Consider the following 20355-nt stretch of genomic DNA (forward strand, 5'->3'; position numbering starts at 1 on the left):
TTATATTTAATGAGTTATGACAACCTAGAAAAGGCTAAACCACAATGGTTTAGCCATCTTAAAGACCGTTTGACTCAAGAACAGCTCGTGCATGAAGGCCTGGATTTAAATCAGCAATTTACTCAAACCTACCTTATCGCTCATGACTTAGTCAAAGCCTTTCAAAGCCGCGACTATTCGGCCTTTATCACGATTCTTGGCAAGGTAGAAAACGTTAGTCCACAGCTCATGACCACCATCAAAACCTTTATTCATAACAAACAATTAATAGCAAACATGGCTAGTGGGAACCTGTCAAATGGCCCCATTGAAGGGGTTAATCGAAAAATCAAACAAATTAAACGAACTGCATATGGTTATCGAAACTGGCAAAACTTTATCTATCGCATTCAAGTCTCATTTAAAATCAAAATTACAAAAAAGAACCCAATTCGTAAATGAATTGGATTCTCAAATTAGTCCTCATCAACACCGGTTGACAAAGAGCCTAAATACGAAGGTCAAAAGGAGTAGGTCAACATACGACGGGGAATCGTATGTTGAAACCCGGTGGGCGTTTATTCATATAAGCGGGGGGACGTTCACATGCCACCCACCGGGCTGTTAAAGCGCTTGGGCTTTAACGGATTTCATTACTTTGGAGGAGTAAATGAAAAGAATGTTAATTATTATAGTAGCAATCTTGGAGGGGGATCCTTAATTGCTATGAGTACATATTAGCAACGAAATGTGAAGAAAGTGTGGCGAGGGTTTTTCAAAATTAAGAATTATTCATTAAGTGATTTATAAAAGAATGTCGACGGACTAATGATTAAAAATAAATTAGAATCATAATTAGGGTTTTGAGCAGTGGTGGCAATTTTTAAGATGACGAGTATCATAAATAGTGAGAACGGATACATTATTAAATTAATGGGAGTGTTGAATAGGTACGAACAAGCTTGTACGAGCGTTTTAGTTGGTAAAAAAGCCACGGTTGACGGTTCTACGATCATTGCCCGCAATGACGATACCTTTATGCCGATTACCCCACAAAAGTTCATTGTTCACCCTGCAGTCCACGGGCGCAATGAGACGTTGACTTCGGGTAAGAATGGGTTTAGCGCCCCGTTGCCGGCTGACGGTTACCGCTATCAGGCGGTTCCGAACATTGAAGTTGCGGAAAAGGGCGTTTTTGAAGAAAACGGCTTTAACGAAAAAAACGTTGGCGTTTCTTCCACTGAGAGTGTTTATGGGAATGAACATACATTAACGTTCGACCCGTTTGTTAAGAATGGGTTGGCGGAAGACTCGTTACCAACGATGCTGACACCATTTATCAACTCAGCCCGTGAAGGGGTTCAGTATTTGGGCAAATTGATTGCCAAGTACGGTTCACCAGAAGGTAACGGTGTCTTGTTCAATGATAAGAACGACGTGTGGTACATGGAAATCGTAACGGGCCATCACTGGGTTGCCCAACGGATTCCGGACGATGCTTACGCGGTGGTTGCCAACCAAGTTGCCATTCAATGGGTCGACTTTGACGATCCCGATAACTTTATGTGGTCGGACGGCATTCAAGAATTTGTTGAAAGTCACCACTTAAACCCGGACAAGACCGGTTTTAATTTCCGGCACATCTTCGGGACCGATAACGAAAAGGATCGCCACTATAATACCCCCCGGGTTTGGTACGGCCAACGCTACTTTAACCCAGAAATTGAACAGGACCCACAATCCAGCGACTTACCATTTATTTGCCACGCGGCGAAGAAGATTTCGGTCGCTGACGTGGAATTTGTACTGGGTTCGCACTATAACGAAACCGAATACGATCCGTTTACCAATTCACCGGAAGCCAAGAAGTTCCGGCCAATTTCGATGAACCGGACCCAAAATTCACACGTGATGCAAGTTCGTAACGACGTGCCCGAAGAACAAAGCGCGATTATGTGGATGACCTTTGGGACACCGGCGTTTGCACCGTTCCTACCATTCCACGCGAACGTGAGTGAAACTGACCCAAGCTTTGCCAATACGCCACTGAAGTATGACATCAAGAGTGCTTACTGGTTATACCGGACGGTGTCAATGATGACTGAAACCCATTACGCCGACTTCGTTCAAGATAACGTGGATTACTTAAAGGAATGCCGGATTGAATTAGCACAATTTGTTGCCGAAACGGATCAAAAAGCGGCCAAACTTTCTGGCGAAGCCTTAACTAAGTTCTTAACGGAACGGGATAAGCAAATGGTTGCGAATATGCGTGACAAAGCTCAGGCCTACTTAGGCGAACTGGTAACGAAGGGCTTAACGCTTTCGAAATTAACTTATAACGTGGACATTAACCTTTAATTAACGACTTTGTACGAAAACGGGTATAATTAAGGTACCAATTCTAAGGAGTTGATCAACATGGATGAAAATGTTCTTTTTAATCCAGGCGATGCCATCTCAGAATCCCACGACTATAACGAAGCGTTGCGGAGTGCGGATATTTACAATGCTAAGCACGGTCGTAAACGCGGGTTACTGATTGCCCGCCCGCTAGAACAAGACGACGGTTACTCGGTGTTTTACGCGGATGATTTAATTGCTGCGGATGGTCCGAAACCCAATACCCGTAAATATCACGTTGAAAAACGGCTACCTAGTGAGGACTAGCGGCTAATTTAAAGTGTGCCACCCGGACGGTGATCCCGTACGGGTGGCTTTTTTGCATAATAGTAACCCATAGTATTGTAATTGGGTTACTGTTACTTTATACTTAATTCAATTATTAAAGGGGGCGCTTCACATGACGGCACCAAATATGAGTAAACACTTAACACAAACTGCAATGGTCACGGCCTTAATTATTGTTTTAGGCTTTTTTCCCGGGATTCCGGTTGGTATTATTCCGGTTCCAATCATTATTCAGAATATGGGCATCTTTTTAGCGGCAGAACTGCTCGGACGTAAGTACGGGACGGTCGCAGTCGGCCTCTTTTTGGCGCTCGCCGCCTTGGGGGTACCGGTATTAGCTGGCGGACGTGGCGGTCTGGCAACCTTCGTCGGGCCGACCGGGGGTTACCTGGTTGGGTACTTATTGGCACCAGTTGTGATTGGCACCCTATTAAATGCGACCCACGCCCGTTCAAGTGCGAATTGGTGGCGGGAATGGTTGATCGTGACCATCGGCGGGATTGCCTTTATCGATACGGTTGGGGCGGTTTGGCTCGCACTTCAATCGAACTTAGCGTTGCCAGCGGCGCTGTTGTCCAACTTAGCGTTTATTCCGGGTGACGTTCTTAAAGCGAGCCTTGCGGTGGTGATTGCACGGCGCGTCCGGGCAATTATTGACTTTGGTGTTCCGGTTTAGGGGGTAATGGTTTGAATTCAACACAAGCACAATTACTAACGGCTTTTTTAGCGGATGAACGGGCGTGGCATTCTGGTGATCAGTTAGCTGGTCAGATCGGGGTTAGTCGCGAAAGTGTCTGGAAAGCAATTAACGGCTTGCGCAAGCGCGGGTATCAAATCGAGAGTCGTAAAAACCGCGGTTACCGGTATCAGGGGAGTACGGCCCTAGATGAACTAGCGATTCGGCTAATGGCTGGCTCCCGATTTTCCGGACCGATTACCGTTGAGCAAACGGTGGCGTCGACCCAGGAGTTGGCGAAACGGGCGGTCAGCCAAACGAATCCACCACAGCTGGCAGCCTTTTTTGCTGATGAGCAAACGGCCGGTTACGGTCGGCTGGGCCGGTCATTCTATTCACCAGCCCAAACCGGGCTCTATTTTAGTTTGATTTTGCCGAACCCGACTAACGACCTAACGAAGGTCGGGTTACTGACGACCAGCGTGGCGGTTAGCGTGTTACGGGTGCTCCAGGCGACCTTTCCGGCGCAGCCGTTTGGACTAAAGTGGGTCAACGACCTGTATCTCAATCAGCGTAAGGTTGGTGGTATTATTACCGAGGCCAGCTTAGAATTGGAATCAACGTCGGCGGCCGCCTTCATTGTGGGGATTGGCTTGAACCTGACGACGGCCGATTTTCCGGCACCGTTAAGCTCACTAGCGGGCGGAATCGCCCCCGGCACAACGGTTGACCGTAACCGCTTGGCCGCCACCCTAATTGCCGCCATTAGTCAGGATTACCAAGCTTATCCTACGACGGCCTGGTTGCCGTTCTACCGGACTCATTCGTTGATTTTGGGGAAACCGGTGACGGTGCGGGTTGCTGGTCAGAACATCAGTGGTTGTGCGGAGACCATCGACGAAAACGGCGCCCTAGTGGTGGCGTTACCGTCGGGCGAACGCCGGCACCTGATGAGCGGTGAAGTAACCCGGGTCGTGATGGACTAAATATCAAATACGGCAGTTACTCCCGGTTGAGGAATAACTGCCGTATTTGATATTAAGGCCCGCAAAGCGGTTCCTTGTTGATTATATTAGAGATTACCAGTGCTTTTTAACCGTTTTTCCAATAAATAAGCGTCCATGTATCCGAACGATAATTCGACGACTTGGTCTAAGTCGATCAAAGTACCGACGTGGTTGACTTGGTTGGTGTCATCGATACTGTAAAAAATGAAGTGGCCGTTATTGATCGTGCCCGGGTAACCGGTCATGTCCGGCAACACCGGATTACTAGACGTTAGGTGGACCAAGTTACTGAAGGCGGCTGCTTGGCGCAGGATACTCTCAAATAAGTTGGTCGTTGGGTCGAATAACCGCTCGTCGTTGAGCACGGGTTGTACGTTCAATTCGTATTGCCGGTTTAACTCAATGAAGGCGCGCATCGTTTGCAGGTAATCGGATTGGACCGTGATCGATTCAATTAATGATTGCCGGCAAAGCGTGTAGCCACCGAACTGGCCGGTCATATCAATTAGGTTTAGTAAAACGCTGTCGCGGTTAAGCGCGTTGACGAAACCAACGAAGAACATGTCGCTGCCATCTGCGGACCGGATCGCAATTAATTCGTGTTCGTCCTGGGCGCGCTTAAGGGTGGCTTGGGTTGCAAGTTTCCCCGTGACCTTGACCGGCGCTTCGTGATGGTAGTCCGTTCGTACAAAGGCGCTTTCGAGTAGTAATTCGTTACCCTGAAATTCGATGATTTCAACGGTTTTTAAATCTAACGTCTGCTTGCCGTGGTGGCGGTAATTGAACTTGTCGAAAGTGGTAAAACTGAATTCGTGGGCGGTCAGGTCACTGACCTGACCCTCGATATACTTATCATTATTTGCTAGTACTAGTAAAATGACTTGCTGGCTTGTGGCGGCCTTGGCCATAATTTGTGGTAAGGCGTTGCGGTGGTCATCGAGGTGCAGCGCTTCTTGCGGTACCGCACTTAACTGCTCGGCGGTAGCGTTGTCGACCCGAAAAGCCATGTTGTCCAGGTCTTCGCTCATCATTTCAACGTCGTCAATGGCGGCGTAGCGCATAAAGACGGCACCATCTTGAATGCCGGCGTCGTCGTAAGTGTCCATGACTACGCCGTCCGGTGCCAGACTGTCGATAAACCCCGTGTAGACCACTTCGCTATTGGCCTGATAGACGTTAATCAGGTTAGCCTGTTTCGCTGCCAATTGTAGGTCTTCCATAATCGTACTCATCGTCACTGACCCCCTTAGTTGTTATTGGTTCATGATAGCACTTTTTAACGGGTCGTCGGTAATTAAAGTCACGTTTGGAAACTGAGCGTTTACCGCGACAAAAAAATGAAGGCGTGACCAAAGTCACCCCTTCATTTCCGTCTCGGTACGATAATTGTTAAAATTTGCGCCAGCTATCAGCCGGATTTTGGCTCCCGTTCAGAGTCATCCTCGTAAATAGCCATAGCTGCCAAGAATCATTAAGACGTAGCCGACCGCGATGACCAGTGACAATAACATGCCACTACCTTGCTTGATCCCGCGGGACTGACAAAATTTTAAGCAGCCGCTCAGTAAAATCATTAGCGTCACGCCAACGATGACGACACTCAGCAGGCGGCCCCATTTACCTAACAGGGCGCTACCGATGCCGATGAGTGTCAAAATAATAACGGCTAGCCAACGTTGACGTCTAGTAAGCTGTCGTTGCATGTTTAATCCCACCATCTAATCATTAATATGCTAAACGTTTCGTCTAAGTAAAATTTTAGCATTGATAGCGGGGCTTTACTAGCGGCAGACGAGAAATTCCATTAAATTTTAAACGAATTTTTACGCTTGCTGGCGCTTGAGTTGAGCAGTCGGTAAGACGTCGTCGAACGCGTGGAACTTTTCGATGATCGTGTTGGCGGAATTTTGGAACTTCGCGTCTTCCGCTGCGGTTAGCTCAAGGGTCGTGACGGTTTCAACACCGTCTTTGCCAATAATGGCCGGCTGACCCACGTAGGTGCCGAAGCGTTCGCTATAGGCGGATACCGGGCAAGCTAAGCGGGCGTTGGCAAGCACCGCTTCACTAAGTTTAACAGCACAGGTCGCAATTGCAAAGCTGGTGTAGCCCTTGCCGGAATGGACGGCCCAGCCACCGTGCCGAGCTTCGGCTTCCAACGCGTCTAGGTCGAGGTGGTGCGACGCAACTAACTTTGTAATCGGAATACCGTTGACTTGAACGGTCGACCAGGCGCTGAATTGTGATTCACCGTGTTCACCATAGACGTAACCACTAATGTTTTTAGGATCACAGTCGAAGACGTCGGCGACGACCTTTTGCATCCGCGCCGTGTCAAGAAACGTTCCGGTACCGAAAACTTGTTGTTTGGATAAACCGGTCGCTTGTTGGAAATAATATGTAATGGCGTCACAGGGATTCATCGTATCGATGACGACCCCGTTGAAGCGGGTCGCCTTCACCTTTGGCGCAATGTCCTGCACGATTTGTTTCGTGTATTCAAATTCTGCCCAGCGGTTACCAGACGCGTGGTCGAGGGCGTGGATGTTACCACTGGTGACGAAGAGGATGTCGGTATCGTCCAGTTCATTGTAATCGTTAATTTTAATAATCGTTCGGCTATCGAGCCGTGCTTGGGCGTCCTGCAAATCTAATTGTTCGGCGCGTGCTTTGCCGACATTCGTATCGATTAAGATTAACTCGTCAGCAATTCCTTTACAGACCAAAGTGTAGGCAATTGTGGCACCCACGTGACCAACCCCAATAATGGCATATTTACGCATAAACAAAACCTCCATTTAATTATTAAGATTCAAACTAATGTTCTAACTAAAACTTAATTTTATGCAACTCAGTTTACAGCGTGGGACTAGTAGCGTCAATCAAGCTTGGCGGGAAATTTTAGAGATTTTCATTATCTTAAGCTGGTTTTCATGGTTGAGCGGCGTGACGGCACTGCCGATTAAGATAATTAATTTTTGAGCGCTTGTTAGCAATTCTCACATGGATTGTGGAAATTCAGTGAATTAACGTTAACTGGTCTAAATTGTCGGCTTAGACTGTAAAAAAATCGCCTAAATCGACGGCGTTTCCGCAGAATGATGTTATACTTCCTGACATCACGTATACCAAGATTGGGGTGGCAGTATGAACGCTGCAAATTCAACGTTTTTAGTTTTGTCGAGTATTCTGGTGCTATTTATGACGCCGGGGTTGGCTTTCTTCTATGGGGGACTGGTTTCCAAACGGAATGTTGTGAACACGCTTCTCTCCGTCTTTATGATTTGCGGGTTGGCAATCATTCTATGGTTGCTTTTTGGTTACTCACTTTCATTTTCCGGGGACGTCGGTGGTTTTGTTGGGAACTTGAAAGCACTTTGGTTGCACGGAATTGACTTAACCGCGCTAACCGCAACGAAAATTCCGAACGGGCTGTATTTGATTTTCCAAATGATGTTTGCCATCATTACGCCGGCGCTGTTCGTTGGCGCGGTGGTCGGCCGGATTCGCTTCAAGTTTTTACTGACGTTTATCATCTGTTGGTCATTGCTGATTTATTACCCAATGGTTCACATGGTTTGGGCCGGCGGGCTGTTAGCTAAGCTCGGCGTGATCGACTTCGCCGGCGGGACGGTCGTTCACATTAACGCCGGGATTACCGCGTTAGTCCTCTCGATTTTTCTGGGCCCGCGGCGTAATTATGGTAAGCAGCCACAGGAACATTACAACGTGTCCTGGGTCTTACTAGGAACGACGATTTTGTGGATCGGCTGGTACGGCTTTAACGCCGGTTCGGCACTCGCGATGGACCACGTGGCGGTACAGGCCTTTTTGACGACCACGGTGGCGACCGCGACGTCCATGATGACTTGGATGGTCGTCGATATGCTGACGAAGGGTAAACCAACGTTGGTTGGCGTTTGTACCGGGACGCTTTGCGGCTTGGTCGGAATAACGCCGGCCTGTGGGTACGTAACGGTATCCGGCGCGTTTTGGATCGGTCTATTGGCGACCTTGACGAGCTATGCGTTCATTACGTTACTCAAGCCGCGCTTAGGAATCGACGACGCGCTGGACGCGTTCGGCTGTCACGGCGTTTCTGGAATCGTTGGTAGCATTTTGACCGGGGTGTTCGCCACGAAGACGATCAACCCGTCGATTGCCTTGAATGGGCTATTTTACGGCGGTGGCTTTAAATTAGTCGGGTTACAATTACTGGCAACGGTCTTCACAATTATTTTCACCACGGTCATGTGCGCGCTGATCATTGTTGTCTTACGCCGGGTCGTTAAGATGCGGGTTGACAAGGACGAAGAGGCACTGGGGCTTGACCAGGGTGAACACGGTGAGGTTGCGGATTACACCATTCCAATGAGTAAGGAATTGAATGCTATTCAACAACATAGCGATGAATTTCGCGGACAGTTATCACAACTGATGCGTCACCGGGAACGCTTCCGGTGACCACACATAGCAGTTAATAAAGCGACCGGTTGGCGGGATCCCGTCAGCCGGTCGTTTGCGTCTAAAATAAGGTGGTCACTTTGCCGGTCTCCTCATCGCCAAGCAACGCGTTGGTCACTAATTGGTCGAAGTAGGACGTTTCGACCACCCCGGCAAGGGTGGCCAGTTCCTGGTTGAGGGCGCCTAAGTGGGCGTAACTAGCGAAGTGACAGTCGATTAGGAGGTTACCGCGGTCACTGAGAGTAAAGCCGTCGCGGTTGGTAGCGGTCCGTAACGTGGCTTGCCCGCCAAGGTCGCTGATGGCGCGCATCGTCAGGGCGAGGGCTGCCGGCAAGACTTCTAGGACTAGCGGGGTCGCCGTATCAAATTCGTCAACTAAACGTTGTTTCGGTGCCAGCAGCCAGTATTCGTCGGCGAGACTGGCAATGATCTTTTCGTCAGTATGAATGCCACCACCACTTTTTAGCGCGTTACCGTGGTGGTCGAGTTGGTCACAGCCGTCAAAGGCCAGGTCGACACGATCGCAATACTGCGGGCTGACGACGGTATAACCGAGGACGGTCGCTAATTGGCGGGTCGTTGGCGATGGTGTAACGACGGTGATGTCGTTAACTAAGTTGGCGGCTTGACGGACGAGTTCACCAACGGTGGTTCCGCCGCCAAAGCCAACCACCATGCCGGGCTTGATCAATGGTAGGGCCTGAGTCACGATTGCTTGTTTAAGGGTCATGTTGAGTTGTGGTGCGGTGAAAACTGCACCTACTCCTTTCTGCACTGGATTTAGTCCCATCATACCACGTCCGGAAAACGTATTTAACTAACTTGTGGAACGTAAAGTGAGGGCCTGACTATCGGAAAACGCGACATTCAAACCGGCAGCGGTGACGGCGACCCGTTAAAATGGGGGTATTGATGGCAACCTTCGTTGTAACGGAAGAAGGTTACGGCAATGAGTAGAGAGAGAATTAAGAGATTGGGTTTGTCATTTTTAGCAGTACTGATCGGGTTAGGGTTAACACCGATGCTAAATGCGAATGCAACGACGACACCGATTACACGGAGTCGCTGGCCAAAACCGCGGGTCACCTACGTTATTAAGGGGTCTCGTTATTATCAGAACGTTTACAAGGCCGCCATTAAGTCTTGGAATGCGAAGAGTCGGTTTAAATTTGTTGCGGGGACAAAGGCCCACCACCAAGTGACGTTGTCAACGAGCACGGGGACGCGGGGTGCCTATTACCATTTATCGGGAATCACGTACATGACGGGTTACCCGAATGGGTACTACACCAAAGCACGGGTCCTACTGTTGACGCGCAACTTATCCAGGTACCACTACTCTTACTCCAACCGGATCCACGTGGCTGAGCACGAACTGGGTCACGTGATTGGATTGAAGCATAGTAAGGCCAAGAACAGCGTCATGAATAAAGATGACCGTTATTACGGTATCAGTAAGGCGGACGTTGCTGCGGTTAAGTTACGCTATCAATTGCCAGTTGGCGAACTTTAAAAGTTTGTTAGTTGCAACGTGGGGGTTGCCATTAAATAAGCCCGCGCTAAGTTCAGCTTGGCTGGGTTAGGGCCGTGACGGAAATCGTTACGGCTTTATTTGACTGGATTAACTTGTTAACAATTTTATTGACCAAGAGAGATTGACATTGAATTAAAGTAATTCTAAACTGAAATTAGCGTATAAAAGCGCTAACACGTCCGCGTGTTGTATTTACGGTTTAGAATTTTAAGGGGATGTCTGAATGACAAAGAAAGTCTATACTGATTATTTTTTTGATGAACCTGCTTACAATACTCACGACGGGGGTTACATCCCGCTAGTTACACCAAAGACGGATCCGCAACCATTAGCGGTTCCACCACTGTTGAAGCCAGATAAGCAAACGGCTACGGATGATTACTATACCGTGACCGCCCAAGCAAGTGAAACCCAGTTCTTACCGGGCAAGAAGACCAAAACTTGGGGCTATAACGCCGGTTTCTTAGGTCAAACGCTCGTTTTTCGCAACGGCAAAAAGACCCACATTGATTTGAAGAACGACTTACCCGAACTGACGACCTTCCACTGGCATGGTTTGGACGTTCCGGGTCCGATTACGGATGGTGGTTGCCACGCACCAGTTTATCCTGGTGAAACCAACCACATTGACTTTAAAGTCATGCAGCCAGCCGCAACGACTTGGTTACACGCGCACCCGTGCCCATCAACGGCGACCCAAGTTTGGAAGGGCTTAGCCGCACTGGTCATTATTAAAGACGACGTCGAAGACCAATTACCGTTACCACGTAATTACGGGGTCGACGATATTCCGTTGGTTTTGCAAGACCGTGAATTCCACGAAGATAACCAGTTCGACTACAAGGCTGACTATGATCCGGACGGAGTTCAGGGGCATACGGCACTGATCAACGGGACGGTCAACCCGTACTTTGATGTCACGACCCAACGCGTGCGTTTCCGGATCTTGAACGGGTCCAACCGGCGTGAATGGCGCTTACACTTCAACGACGATTTGGCCTTTGCCCAAGTTGGTTCCGATGGCGGTATCTTACCAGAACCCGTCTACATGACCAAGGTCATGCTGACCTGTGCGGAACGCGATGAAATCGTGGTTGACTTTGGTCAGTACCATGCCGGCGACGAAGTGACGTTAATGACGGACGATACGCCATTAGTGACGTTCCGTATCAAGGACTACGCACCGGATAATACCCAGTTACCAGACCACTTGGTTGATATTAAGGACGAGGCACCGACCCCTGGCTTACCCGTTCGGAAGATCACCATGGACGGGATGGACGAAGAAGTTGCGATGAACGGTAAGAAGTTCGATATGCAACGAATCGACGCCCGGCAAAAAGTTGGCGACGTTGCTATCTGGGAAATCCGCAATACGAACAGTACTAAGAACGGGATGGTTCACCCGTTCCACGTTCACGGGACGCAATTCCAAGTACTGGCCCGCAATGACGGTCCGGTTTACCCGAACGAACACGGATTAAAGGATACCGTTGGCGTTAACCCGGGTGAAACTGTCCGCATTAAGGTGAAGTTCGACTTGACCGGGGTCTACATGTACCATTGTCACATCATCGAACACGAAGATGGCGGCATGATGGCGCAAATCGAATCTTATGATCCGGACCACCCACAAACTTACCATTTGATGGATATGGACACCTTGCGTAACGCTTTCGCTAAGGAAAAGGGCGTTAAGCCGGAAGACGTATGGATGCCCGGTTGCTAATCAAAGGGTGCGATTAGTTAGGTTAATGACCGATTAACGGTATACTTAAACTAGCTAATTGGTAAAATTAATTTTAAATTTAATGACCGGTTGGCACTTGCTGACCGGTCATTTTTGATGGGGGAATAAAAATGCAACTTATCGCAACGATTATGGTGGTCTTAGTCGCCATAGAGCACCTCTTGATTACGTGGTTAGAAATGTTTAACGCCGACAGTGACCTCGCAGCCAAGTCCTTTAACATGCCGCGTGAAGCCTTGAAGGACCCGGTCGTGCAAACGTTATTTAAAAATCAGGGGCTGTATAACGGCTTTTTAGCCGTGGGCCTACTTTACAGCCTGTTCGTAATGCCCGCAGTCGCCTGGGTCGGGGCGACGTTGTTCTTCCTTGCCTGCATCCTAGTTGCCGCCGTCTATGGTAGTGTCACGGCGAGCCGTTCGATTATTGTTGTGCAGGGCTTACCGGCGTTGATTGCCTTTATTTTGGTTTACTTAGTGTAGTAATAGTCAGGGCCCGCGAAATCGATTGATTTCGCGGGCCCTGACTATTACATAAGGCATCGTTAGCCGAAAAATGTGTCAAATAAGATTTCAAAGCAGATAAATAAAAAGATGCCTAAAAAGAAGAGTCCAATTGCGCAACCGATGAGTATCAAGATTCCCTTGACTAGGTCCGTGAAGCCTTCCACTAGATGATCCCCCCGCCTTAAGTGTTATTTTTATAACAAAAATAATTATATGCTTAATAATAGCGATGTGAAAGGTGAAAATGGCCTCAATTAAACGGGACAAGCTAAAATGCGACCCGAATCGTTCGGGTCGCATGGTTGATAAGTATTATTAGGGTCGTATTAGACCCGGCCGATGACCGCGGTCTTCGCCGTTGCGAGCACGTGGCCGGCAATGGCGTCGTGAAAGTCGTTTAGCCAGTAGCCGGATTCCAATGGTAACTCTGTGTCGAGTGCAAAGAGCTTGAATGAATAGCGGTGATCCTTGTCGGGCGGGTACGGCCCCACGTAATGCTGGGTGACTTTTGGGTCGGTTTCACCAACGTAAGCGCCGGCCGTTGAATTGTTACCCTGAATCATCGGAATGGCGCCGGTCTGGCTGGCGTTTTCCGGAATGACGGTGGTGTTGGCCGGAATGTTAGCGGCCGTCCAGTGAATCCAAGTAAAGCCCCCGACCGGAATCGCGTCGTGGTCGACGAAGGTGAACGCTAACGAGTGGGTCCCCGCCGGCACGTCACTGATGTTAATGGGGAACGAAATAATCGGGTGGCCCAGATAAGTTTGAGCCGGCGCCGCCTGTTTTGAGTACAAGTCGGCCAGTGCGCCGTCGATAGTCGGAATCGAAACTTGCATTGGAAATCCCTCCTTAGATAATTACCTTCATTATAACGCTAATAAGCGCCGGCGTAGTGCTGGGTCAACCGCGTAAAGGTATAGACCGTAGCGGCCCCGCTTCATTAAAACGTTGACGGAATTCAAGATGATTTGTTGTTTGAGTGGGGTTAAATTCCCAAGGTCGGTGCGTTGTTTGAAAGCTTCCTGATCTTCATAGGCCGCCGGGTTAGCAACGACGCGGTCGTGTACCGGGTCGTAACCGATGGATGGACCTAAGATCACCCCGGCGTAGTTGAGGTCGAAACCCTGAATCGTGTAAATTGAGCCAACTTCGTTGAGGGTCTCCGGCCGCAGCGCCCACGGGTCGGCGGTCAGGTTGACTTTATCCCACGGCAGTTTTAAGCTGCCGGCGGTCACGTACCAGGTGCCGTGATTAACGACGTACGGAAAGTCGGCGGTTGCCACCATCCGTGCCAGCCCGCCCCGTTGGTCACGTTGACGGATACGGTCGTACAACGGTTGGCCGTCCGCAAAGATTTGTAAGTCGAATTGCGGGTCGTGCGGTAACGGCCGGAGGTGTCCACGGGTAAAAGCGTTGATCCAATCAACAACGCTTTGATTACCGCTGACCCGAAACTGTTCGTCGAGGTTGAAACTGGCGTGCGGGTAACGGTTCAAAAACGGGGTCAGGCCGTCGCTAGCCCAGTAGCTTTTTAATTTTAAGACTTGGCGCGGGTCGAACACCAAGACGACCACCCGACTATGATCAATGATGGCTTGTAACTGGTTCTGGCCGGTAAAGCGATTATAGCGGTCGGGTTGTGTGAGCAATAGGTGGGCCTCGTCGATGAAGACGACGTCGGCGCGTTGCTGGGTTTTCGCCAAGCGGTTGATCAACGGGGTTGGCTTCTGAAAGTCCTTTTTTCGAAGAACCGGGTCGGCGCCGGCCAACTGTTTATAAATCTTGAGCATTTCGTTATGGTTCACGACGAGGTAGTTTTGTTGGGTACCCCGGGCCGAGTGCTGGCGATTTTCCGCCTGTAAGCGGTGAAAGGCGGCTTCCAATACCGCACTCTTGCCGCTACCGGCATCACCGTGGATGACGAATAATCCGGTCTGCGGCTGGTCAATCTGATTGTCGATGAAGTTAAAGAGCTGTTTTTCCAAACGTTGTTGCGCGGGGGAAAGGGCGTCCTTTTCCCCGAGTCTAAAGGTTGCGTGATCAATTGTGGGTTGCATCTAAATCCCTCCGAGCGTCATTATAACGAAAGTTCCCCGTAATTGAAATGAGAATGGTTACAGTTGGTGGTAAAATAAGGGTACTTGAATGGTGGGAGGTCTTAGAATGAAACTTGATTTTTCGGTCGCGGTGCACAGTCTGCTTTATTTAGACGCCCATCGACCTAATAAGGTGGCCAGTCGTGAGTTGGCGCAGTCGTTACACCTGAACCCGGTCATGATTCGCAATATTTTATCGGTCTTACATAAGCAGGGTTACTTGATCGGGACGGTCGGTAAAAACGGGGGTTATCAATTGGAAAAACTGCTGGGAGATATTAACCTGGGCGACCTGTACGATTTAACGATTCCACCGTCGCTAAGTTACGCACGGTTCATCACCGGGCCGTCGAAAAATGACGAACAGGTGAATAAGTCGGCAATCGCCGCTAACATCAGTGAAACGTTAACCGACCTCTTCACGGTTGCGGACCGCCAGTACCGAGCTTATTACCACCGCTACACAATGGCGGACTTGAAGGAGGACTTGCACCATCACGGCACGTTTTTAGCGAAAGAGGCCGGTTTATAATCTTAATAAAAACACCGGACTTATTTGGAAAGTAAGTCACCAACGATTAATAACCTTAATTTAAAACGGGTTGTGCGATTTGCATTGTCAAGTGACGGCATCGATGCTATCTTGAGACCATGGTTGAAGTTGATAGTAGTGAAAGGGGCCGGGGCCATGCAACCACGATTAGTATGTGTTCACGAAGAAGGACGTTACCGCGAATTATCCGATCAACGGTACTGGGTCGAGTCTGCCGATTTTTGGGGCGTTGATGGGCGCGGCGATACCGTTAACGAAGCCATTGGTAATTTTTTGACCAACCTCGTTCAGTATTGCCACGATTATTATCAACGGGACCTGTGGCAGCTAGATAACCGGTTACTGCAGTTGGACCACGTCGACGCGGTCCTGGCTTATGCCAAGGCAGGTAAGTCACCGGCACCGTTATTTTTGTTCAAGGTGTTACCGGCCAACGGGGCCTTGGCGTCGGCTTAGGGTAAAATTAAACGGATTCTTAAACAAGCATTCATACTTCCACCATAATCCCGCGGTAAACTATGCGTTATAATCGATGCGTAAATTATTGGAGGGTCGACTGATGGAATTAGAAAAAATATACCAGTTAATGGATAAGTTTGAACAGGGTCAGCTAACGAGTTTTAGTTATCACGACCAGGAATTTGAAATTAAGATGACTAAGAATGCTGACGGTCAGGTGGAAACTACGCCGGCGACACCGAAAGCACAGCCACAACCACGGCCGTTACCGGCCGAACCAGCACCGAGTGAAGCGCCGGTTACACCGACACCGGTCAGTGCCAGTGCGCCGAGTCAACCGGCAGCTCCGGCACCGAAACCAGCCGTAACGGTTGATCCAAAGCAGTGCGTCACGGCCCCGGTCGTAGGGATTTATTACCAGGCCCATTCTTCCGAGGAAGCGCCGTACGTTCAAGTTGGCGACCACGTTAGCGTCGGTCAGCAGGTTGGCTTGATTCAAGCCATGCAAATGATGCGACCGGTCGTGGCTAAGCAGGCTGGCCAGGTTAAGGCCCTGTTAGTGCATAACGGCGAAGAAGTCAACTTTGGGCAACCATTGATTCAATTAATTCCGGATACGCCGGATGACATTTAATTTTTGTGATAATTAAAAACCACTGACTTTGCGACAATTTTGTCCGCAGAGTCAGTGGCTTTTTTAGTTAGCCGATTGCAGCGACCGTTTCCAGGAACCATTGGTTGAAGGCCGGTGCGTCGATGTCGACGCAGACCGTCGCGTTGGTTTGACCATCGTGGTAGGCGCCACGGATGTCGCCGACGGTCTCACCGTTAGCCGGGCCGTCGGTTTGAACGTCGATCCACATTTTTTCGGTGGTAAACGCTTCGGGGTGTAGTAAGTAGTAGAGCGTATTTACATCGTGCATTGGAATGCCGCCCTGATTGCCATCGTGGTAGTGGCCGAATAATGCCGAGAGCATTTCGCCAGCCCGGCCCACCGTTGGTAACTTCGCCATGGTAGCCGGTGTGAGCAGGGCCTTCATGGTCACGTCCAGGCCAACCATCGTAATGGGAACACCGGACTGATACATGATGGCCGCGGCGTGCGGGTCGGTGAAGACGTTGAATTCCGCGGCACTCGTCATGTTACCCTTACCGAGGGTCCCGCCCATGGCGATAATTTCTTTGATGTGCGGTAGCACTTCGGGATACGTCTTAAAGAGCAACGCAACGTTCGTGTAAGCCCCAGTTGGGACCAGCGTGATTGGTTCGTCGGCTGCTAGAATATGGTTGCGTAACGCTTCGACGGCCGTTTGCGGAAGCGGGTCGGCTAAGTCGCTCGGAAAGTCGTAGCCCGGCATACCCGAAACACCGTGAACCCGAACGGCGTCTTCAAACGGTTTGATCAGCGGTTGTGGTGCACCGGCCGCCACTGGGACGGTGCTATTGAAAAAGCGGGTCAGTTTTAAGGCGTTGAGCGTCGTTTTATCGACGGTCACGTTACCCGCAACGGTAGTGAGCAGTTGTAAGTCCAGGTCGGGATGGTTCAGCGCAATGGTGATGGCCGCAGCGTCGTCGATTCCCGGGTCGGTATCCATAATTATCTTGGTTGACATGGTGATTCCCTCCAATTAATGGCAGTTTTAAGTTACCTTTATTTTAGCATACCTGCCCTTATGAATTCGATTGCATTTCCGCCATGATTGACGTAGCATGGCATTAAATAAAGAAACGATGGAGGAAACAATTATGAATCAACCACGGGTGATTTTAGTGACCGGTGCGTCGTCCGGAATCGGTAAGGCCACGGCTTTAAAGTTACAGGCACAGGGTAACGTCGTGTACGGTGCGGCGCGGCGGGTCGACAAGATGACGGACCTAGCTGCCGCCGGAGTGCACGTCTTGAAGTTGGACGTGACCGACGAAGCAACCATTGAAGCCGCCGTTAAGACCATTCAGGTTGAACAGGGGCGCCTGGACGTGTTGATCAATAATGCCGGTTACGGCTCATACGGTGCGGTCGAAGACGTCCCGCTGGCTGAAGGCGAGTACCAGTTCAAAGTCAACGTGTTTGGTGTCATGCGCTTGACCCAGCTAGTCTTGCCGATGATGCGCAAGCAACACCGCGGCCGCATCATCAACACTTCGTCAATTGGCGGTAAAATTTATCAGCCGTTAAGTGCTTGGTACATGGGCACTAAGCACGCCATTGAAGGCATGAGCGATTCGTTACGGATGGAAGTAGCGCCGTTCGGGATTGACGTGATCCTGGTGGAACCCGCTGGTATCAAGACCGAGTGGGCCGGCATCGCCGAGCAAAAACTGCTGGACGTTTCCGGTGATACGGCTTACCGGCAGCAGGCGGTCAAGGTCGGGGCGATGTTATCCCTGTTTGATCAGTTTGCGTCGAATCCGGGCGTGATTGCCAAGCTAATGGCGCGCGCGGTTAACGACGTTAAACCTAAGCCCCGCTACCACGCCGGGGCCGCAGCCGGGCTATCGCTGACGGCCAGAAAGTGGTTGAGTGACCGCCAGTTCGATTACGCCATGAATAAGGCGATTAACGGTTCCGCTAAACTTGCGCGGGTCATCGGTCGACCGGATCGGCGCGTCGGTAGTCGCCATTACCAACGCGGGGCGAAGAAACCAGTTAAGGATTAAGTTAACGAATTTAAAGTAAAGGTCTGGGTGTCAGCGACGTTGCTGACGCCCAGACCTTATTTAGTTATGACGCGGTTAAAACGAAGTGGGCCGGTTCGCGTTCGATCAGTCGGCCGGTTGCTTCCTGCTGGTGATAATACTGAATCTGCTTTTGGTGTTCGAAGTGCGGGTCGGCGTGCGGGACCGCTGAAAGTAACGCTTGGGTGTAAGGGTGGAGCGGGTGCTGGTAAACTAGGTCGGTCGGGCCGGACTCCATGACGCGCCCCTGATACATCACGATGACCTGGTCGCTAATGTGGCGAACCATCGATAAGTCGTGGGCAATAAATAAGTAGGTTAACTGCTGACGCTGCTGAATGTCGTGCAGTAAATTAACGATTTGGGCCTGAATCGAAACGTCCAGCGCGGAAATTGGCTCGTCTAAGACTAGAAACTGTGGCTGGACGGCGAGGGCGCGAGCAATCCCGATGCGTTGACGCTGGCCGCCGGAGAATTCGTGAGGAAAACGATTGAGACTTGTCGCCGGCAACCCGACTTCTTCCAGTAGTGCTTCAACGCGGGCTTGGCGCTGTTGGCCGGTCGCAATGTGGAAATTTTCCAGCCCCTCACTAATAATGGCACCGACTTTTTGGCGCGGGTTGAGCGCGGCGAAGGGGTCTTGAAATACCATTTGGACCTTGGAACGAAAGTCGCGGACCTGTGCGCGGCTAAAGCTAGTAATGTCGGTACCGTTATAGCGGACGGTGCCGGCCGTAATTGGGCCGATGTTGGCAATTGCCCGACCGGTGGTAGTTTTGCCACTACCGGACTCACCGACGACCCCAACGGTTTGCCCCTTAGGGATGTTGAAGCTGACGTGGTCGACGGCGTGAATGGTCTGGTGGTCTTTACGGAACGTCACGCTTAAATCTTGAATTTCGAATAGGTTAGCCATGCGTCGGCACCTCCCGCTGATCTTGTTGGTAAATCGCCCAGCGTTCCCGGATGCTTGCCGGTGGTTCGTAGGCCGGCGCCTGCGGGTCAAGCAGCCAGGAACGGACGAAGTGGGTCGTGCTGACCTGCGTCAGTGGCGGCTCTTCTTGAAAATCAATCGCTAAGGCGTACGGGTTACGTGGTGCGAAGGCGTCGCCCACCAATTCCTCATGGGGGTCGGGCGGGTTGCCGGGTAGCGTGAACAGCGTTTCCCGTTGACTGTCCGGGTCTGGGACCGAATCGAGTAAGCCCCAAGTATAGGGGTGCTGCGGGTTGTAGAAGATTTCTTCGGCCGTCCCGACTTCCACGATTTGACCGGCGTACATGATGGCGACCCGGTCGGCGATGTTGGCAACGACCCCCAAGTCGTGGGTAATAAAAATGATTGATAAGTCGCGTTGCTGCTTTTGGGCCTTGATCAGGGCAATGATTTTGGCTTGCAAGGTAACGTCCAGCGCGGTGGTGGGTTCGTCGGCAATTAGCACTTGTGGGTGGGCAATCAACGCTATCGCAATCATGACCCGTTGACGTTGTCCACCCGAAAGTTCGTGCGGATACTTGCGGGCAATTAATTGCGGGTCGGGGAGCCCGACCGCTTCGATTTCAGCGTGGACGGCCTGCTTGAGCGCCGTACCACGGACGTGGGCGTGAAAACGGAGCGCTTCACCGATTTGCTTGCCGATGCGCATCGTCGGGTTGAGCGCGCTCAGGGGATCTTGGAAAATCAGTGAAATTTTGGAGCCGCGAATTTGATTGATGTCGCGCTGACTCAGTCCTAATAAGTCTTGACCGTTGAATTGTAGTTTATCCGCCGACACCTGGGCGTCTTTTGGCAGAATGTTCAGTAGGGCGTGGGTCGTGACCGATTTGCCGGAACCGGACTCACCGACCAGTGCGAGCGTTTCGCCCTGATTTAGGGTTAGATCGACCCCGCGAACGGCGTGTACCGGACCGCCGTCATCCGGAAAGGTGACTTGTAAGTTCTTAATTTCAATAATAGTCGTCATGGTTACCCT

Annotated in this window: 22 protein-coding genes; 13 read left to right on the top strand and 9 right to left on the bottom strand. The window is 50.4% G+C overall.

Annotation, left to right across the window (positions count from 1 at the left end; translation table 11 throughout):
- From FFM82_RS03190 to FFM82_RS03210, 5 genes are all read left to right on the top strand, one after another.
- Window positions 1-441 (top strand): transposase (locus tag FFM82_RS03190; protein ID WP_137644431.1); only part of this gene is annotated, 441 nt, incomplete at its 5' end.
- A 471-nt stretch (window positions 442-912) separates the two neighbouring features.
- Window positions 913-2340, top strand: coding sequence for a C69 family dipeptidase (locus tag FFM82_RS03195; protein ID WP_137644537.1), 1428 nt, complete (start codon window positions 913-915; stop codon window positions 2338-2340).
- Window positions 2341-2400: 60 nt separating this feature from the next.
- Window positions 2401-2649 (top strand): hypothetical protein, encoded by a 249-nt coding sequence (locus FFM82_RS03200; RefSeq protein ID WP_137644432.1) that lies wholly within the window; start codon window positions 2401-2403, stop codon window positions 2647-2649.
- Between the two features lie 133 nt (window positions 2650-2782).
- Window positions 2783-3346: a biotin transporter BioY gene (locus FFM82_RS03205; RefSeq protein WP_137644433.1), complete on the top strand. Its 564-nt coding sequence runs from the start codon at window positions 2783-2785 to the stop codon at window positions 3344-3346.
- An 11-nt stretch (window positions 3347-3357) separates the two neighbouring features.
- A complete protein-coding gene (locus FFM82_RS03210; protein ID WP_137644434.1) occupies window positions 3358-4332 on the top strand; it encodes a biotin--[acetyl-CoA-carboxylase] ligase in 975 nt (324 codons plus the stop codon).
- Window positions 4333-4418: 86 nt separating this feature from the next.
- Here the strand turns inward: FFM82_RS03210 and FFM82_RS03215 are convergent, their stop codons facing one another.
- From FFM82_RS03215 to FFM82_RS03225, 3 genes are all read right to left on the bottom strand, one after another.
- Window positions 4419-5585, bottom strand: a complete 1167-nt coding sequence (locus tag FFM82_RS03215) for a hypothetical protein (RefSeq protein WP_137644435.1) — start codon at window positions 5583-5585, stop codon at window positions 4419-4421.
- Between the two features lie 204 nt (window positions 5586-5789).
- Window positions 5790-6056 carry a hypothetical protein gene (locus tag FFM82_RS03220; protein ID WP_137644436.1) on the bottom strand — a complete coding sequence of 89 codons (267 nt, stop codon included), beginning with the start codon at window positions 6054-6056 and terminating at the stop codon, window positions 5790-5792.
- Between the two features lie 120 nt (window positions 6057-6176).
- Complete coding sequence (locus FFM82_RS03225) at window positions 6177-7133, bottom strand: L-lactate dehydrogenase (RefSeq protein ID WP_137644437.1); 957 nt, start codon at window positions 7131-7133, stop codon at window positions 6177-6179.
- Between the two features lie 364 nt (window positions 7134-7497).
- On the opposite strand from FFM82_RS03225, the gene FFM82_RS03230 reads away from it, so the two are divergent.
- On the top strand, window positions 7498-8814 hold the full coding sequence (locus FFM82_RS03230; RefSeq protein WP_137644438.1) for an ammonium transporter: 1317 nt from the start codon (window positions 7498-7500) through the stop codon (window positions 8812-8814).
- Window positions 8815-8875: 61 nt separating this feature from the next.
- Here the strand turns inward: FFM82_RS03230 and rpiA are convergent, their stop codons facing one another.
- Window positions 8876-9589, bottom strand: a complete 714-nt coding sequence (rpiA, locus tag FFM82_RS03235) for a ribose 5-phosphate isomerase A (protein ID WP_225425594.1) — start codon at window positions 9587-9589, stop codon at window positions 8876-8878.
- Window positions 9590-9763: 174 nt separating this feature from the next.
- Between rpiA and FFM82_RS03240 the strand changes: the two genes are divergently transcribed.
- From FFM82_RS03240 to FFM82_RS03250, 3 genes are all read left to right on the top strand, one after another.
- The gene (locus FFM82_RS03240) at window positions 9764-10327 is read left to right on the top strand and encodes a M57 family metalloprotease (RefSeq protein ID WP_137644439.1); all 564 of its coding nucleotides are present in this window, start codon (window positions 9764-9766) and stop codon (window positions 10325-10327) included.
- A 244-nt stretch (window positions 10328-10571) separates the two neighbouring features.
- Window positions 10572-12077 (top strand): multicopper oxidase family protein, encoded by a 1506-nt coding sequence (locus tag FFM82_RS03245; protein ID WP_137644440.1) that lies wholly within the window; start codon window positions 10572-10574, stop codon window positions 12075-12077.
- A gap of 131 nt (window positions 12078-12208) precedes the next feature.
- Complete coding sequence (locus tag FFM82_RS03250) at window positions 12209-12577, top strand: DUF1304 domain-containing protein (RefSeq protein WP_137644441.1); 369 nt, start codon at window positions 12209-12211, stop codon at window positions 12575-12577.
- A gap of 350 nt (window positions 12578-12927) precedes the next feature.
- Here the strand turns inward: FFM82_RS03250 and FFM82_RS03255 are convergent, their stop codons facing one another.
- Window positions 12928-13437, bottom strand: coding sequence for a YbhB/YbcL family Raf kinase inhibitor-like protein (locus FFM82_RS03255; protein WP_137644442.1), 510 nt, complete (start codon window positions 13435-13437; stop codon window positions 12928-12930).
- A 30-nt stretch (window positions 13438-13467) separates the two neighbouring features.
- The gene (locus FFM82_RS03260; protein ID WP_137644443.1) at window positions 13468-14658 is read right to left on the bottom strand and encodes a DUF2075 domain-containing protein; all 1191 of its coding nucleotides are present in this window, start codon (window positions 14656-14658) and stop codon (window positions 13468-13470) included.
- A 106-nt stretch (window positions 14659-14764) separates the two neighbouring features.
- On the opposite strand from FFM82_RS03260, the gene FFM82_RS03265 reads away from it, so the two are divergent.
- The 3 genes from FFM82_RS03265 to FFM82_RS13840 all read left to right on the top strand — a co-directional run bounded on the left by FFM82_RS03265 (window position 14765) and on the right by FFM82_RS13840 (window position 16343).
- Complete coding sequence (locus FFM82_RS03265; protein WP_137644444.1) at window positions 14765-15229, top strand: RrF2 family transcriptional regulator; 465 nt, start codon at window positions 14765-14767, stop codon at window positions 15227-15229.
- Window positions 15230-15385: 156 nt separating this feature from the next.
- Window positions 15386-15706, top strand: a complete 321-nt coding sequence (locus FFM82_RS03270) for a hypothetical protein (RefSeq protein ID WP_225425596.1) — start codon at window positions 15386-15388, stop codon at window positions 15704-15706.
- A 103-nt stretch (window positions 15707-15809) separates the two neighbouring features.
- Window positions 15810-16343, top strand: coding sequence for an acetyl-CoA carboxylase biotin carboxyl carrier protein (locus tag FFM82_RS13840; protein ID WP_137644446.1), 534 nt, complete (start codon window positions 15810-15812; stop codon window positions 16341-16343).
- 67 nt (window positions 16344-16410) lie between these two features.
- Here FFM82_RS13840 and rihC read toward each other — a convergent pair whose 3' ends face one another.
- A complete protein-coding gene (gene rihC, locus FFM82_RS03280; protein WP_137644447.1) occupies window positions 16411-17322 on the bottom strand; it encodes a ribonucleoside hydrolase RihC in 912 nt (303 codons plus the stop codon).
- Between the two features lie 133 nt (window positions 17323-17455).
- Between rihC and FFM82_RS03285 the strand changes: the two genes are divergently transcribed.
- Entirely contained in the window at window positions 17456-18367 is a 912-nt protein-coding gene (locus FFM82_RS03285; RefSeq protein ID WP_137644448.1) for an oxidoreductase, read from the top strand.
- 64 nt (window positions 18368-18431) lie between these two features.
- Here the strand turns inward: FFM82_RS03285 and FFM82_RS03290 are convergent, their stop codons facing one another.
- Window positions 18432-19301, bottom strand: a complete 870-nt coding sequence (locus tag FFM82_RS03290; protein ID WP_137644449.1) for an ABC transporter ATP-binding protein — start codon at window positions 19299-19301, stop codon at window positions 18432-18434.
- The gene (locus tag FFM82_RS03295) at window positions 19294-20346 is read right to left on the bottom strand and encodes an ABC transporter ATP-binding protein (RefSeq protein ID WP_137644450.1); all 1053 of its coding nucleotides are present in this window, start codon (window positions 20344-20346) and stop codon (window positions 19294-19296) included. The genes FFM82_RS03290 and FFM82_RS03295 overlap by 8 nt, the downstream gene beginning before the upstream one ends.
- Window positions 20347-20355 lie beyond the last annotated feature (9 nt).

This window comes from Lactiplantibacillus plajomi (assembly GCF_005405405.1).
In the GTDB taxonomy this organism is placed as follows: domain Bacteria; phylum Bacillota; class Bacilli; order Lactobacillales; family Lactobacillaceae; genus Lactiplantibacillus; species Lactiplantibacillus plajomi.